Source organism: Pseudomarimonas arenosa, from assembly GCF_014841215.1.
Lineage (GTDB): Bacteria > Pseudomonadota > Gammaproteobacteria > Xanthomonadales > Xanthomonadaceae > Pseudomarimonas > Pseudomarimonas arenosa.
The window spans coordinates 1-2257 of the sequence record NZ_JACYTR010000129.1 but is presented as its reverse complement, the minus strand read 5'-3'; the positions used below and the strand labels follow the sequence as shown (position 1 = coordinate 2257).

2 protein-coding genes are annotated in these 2257 nt (G+C 52.3%); both read right to left on the bottom strand.

Translation table 11 applies throughout. From position 1 onward, the window contains the following. Positions 1–358: 358 nt before the first annotated feature. Complete coding sequence (locus IFO71_RS21485) at positions 359–862, bottom strand: hypothetical protein (RefSeq protein ID WP_192031741.1); 504 nt, start codon at positions 860–862, stop codon at positions 359–361. A gap of 2 nt (positions 863–864) precedes the next feature. Beyond that, positions 865–2257, bottom strand: a 1393-nt coding sequence (locus IFO71_RS21480) for an RHS repeat domain-containing protein (RefSeq protein WP_192031740.1), incomplete at its 5' end; no start/stop codon positions are given.

Genomic DNA, 2257 nt, shown 5'->3' with positions numbered 1-2257 from the left:
GCGAATTAATGCAGGGAATCTCACAGGAGGCTTCACTTTGATTGATGGTGGCAACACTTAACTTTGATCTTGATTAAAACCGACACTGGATGCTACGAAGCTAGGCCTGACCCGACTTCGCAATACGACGCTTACGCGGGCCGCGGCCAACCGAGATCACAAAGAGGCGGGTCAAAGACCCGCCCTACGCGGGCTACGCGGGCTCGAAGGCGTAGCGGGTGATGGCGCCGTCGGGGCCGGTCAGGGTCCGGGTACGGCCGGTGCCGCTCAAATGTCGTAGACGGAGTCTGGGCGATCGCGGGTTGAGGCCACTGTGGCAATACAAGGCGTGACCCCATTCTTCGATCCTCCCAGTGCCCTAGCGATTGCTGGGCAATGGCACTTCACCGCTAAAGAATGGATTCATCAAACGATCGAGCTCCACTGAATCCTCCAGCGTCGAATTCAATGCGCGCTCCACTGCGAACGCAATCTTGCGATGGTCAGATTCGTCGTCGGAAAGAATGCGCGTTCCTGAACAAGGAGTCAGTTCATTTGAACGCCCCAAGATCAGGAGATAGTGCATACCCGGAATGAGCCGGGGGGGATTACACGAACTATTGTATTGCTGCGGTGACAGCAATTTTATAATTGGAGGCAGCTTTCCTTTTAGCTGGTAACGTACCGAACAATCCCCTTGGTCCTGGAATTCCCACACATCATCAGCGCGTAGCTCACTTGACGCTACGGTATTGCCCATTTTGCAAATTAAAACCCTGTCGGCTTCCAATAGGAGATCGCGAGTCGTCTTTGCGCACTTACACGCAGAGGAAGCTGTTGAATAAGTAAGAAGTGCAGTAATTAGTGCAAATTTGTATTTCATCGTTAACCCCCTGATGAGACGCTTATCGGTTCCATAGTTGGTATTGACTCCGGGATCGTATAGTAATCTCGGGTTACCGATGAGCAATCAAAGCACGTGTCCTCCCACGGATAGATTACCTGGTGCTCCGGGGAAAAGGGGCTATCTTCTGCTCCTTGAGCTGCCGGCATATTCAGGATTGAATGTGTTAACTCGTGAAATATTGTGGACTGCAAGCAACCACAACCGCTGTTCTGATTCAACCCGCTGGGTGTCAGGGTCATGTTTCCGGAACCTCGCATCCAACCACACGCATGACTAACATTTCCTCCTCTGCCGTCGCTCGTTCCGGTCACGTAGTCATCCGCTTGGTAGATCGAGCTATCGACGCACTTTACTTGGGTAGTATCCGAAGCCTTTACAATAGCTTCAAAGAACTCGGTAATTTGTTTGCATGTTTGGGATTCTTTGCAATCCCCGCAAGAACGGTCTCTACAACGAGTCAGTTGAAGTCGCATAAGTAAATCGGCAAATTCGATTGCACGAGAAAATTTCTTGCAACTTGGAGTTATCGCTAACCGGCCGTCCGGATCGGAATAAGACATCGGATTCGACGCCGCGAAGGAGAATAAATTCAACGACCCCTTCAACATCTTCGGATCGACTGAAATATAACGACCGATGGTGGAGTCGTACCATCGATGCCAGTTATAAGTTAGCTTTGCTCTTTCATCATGAACTTGGCCGGGAAATTTGAGTTCACGCGTAATCAAATGGCTGGACTCTCCAAACGAAGCTCGTTGACTCCTCACAATGCTGCCGCCTGAAACAAGGCTGGCGCCGGTTGCGCCACGCCCCTCGTTAAACATGTACACAACCGTTCGCTGACCCGTTGAACTCTCAACATGAGTAGTCAGTATCGGATCAGATGCCCAAGCCGAATCGGGTGGAAACACAATTAGCTCAACCGAACCCACGGTTTCTCCTCCCAGATCCACTGACCCTGCGTACCCCTCATCGCTCATTAGGTAAGCCGTTTTATCTGCACGGTCTAGCCCTTTGGCCCACAGCCTCCGCCCAAACGGATCGTAGTAGTACTCCGCGACCAGATTGCCTTCGCCATCGCGCACTTCACTCATGCGCTCTTCGCTGTTGTAGGCGTAGCTTTGAATCGACTGTCCCGTGCTGGGGTCCTGCTTGGCAGTGGTGCTGCCGTTTTCGTTGTATTGATAGGTTGCAAAGCCTGAGTGCAGCAGCTCATTGTTCGGGTTGTACTGCCAGGTCTCACCGGGGGTCTGGCGCTGGTCGGTCAGGCGGTTGCCGAGCAAATCGTAGGTGTAGCGGTCGTCGGCGAACGGAAAGGTGTTGGGCGCCATCGAGTCGTTGATCTGATCGTTGTTCGTTCCGTTCGGGTAG

Excerpts from the sequence above, each read along its gene's own strand:
- IFO71_RS21485 (WP_192031741.1), bottom strand. The coding sequence starts at position 862 with ATGAAATACAAATTTGCACTAATTACTGCACTTCTTACTTATTCAACA.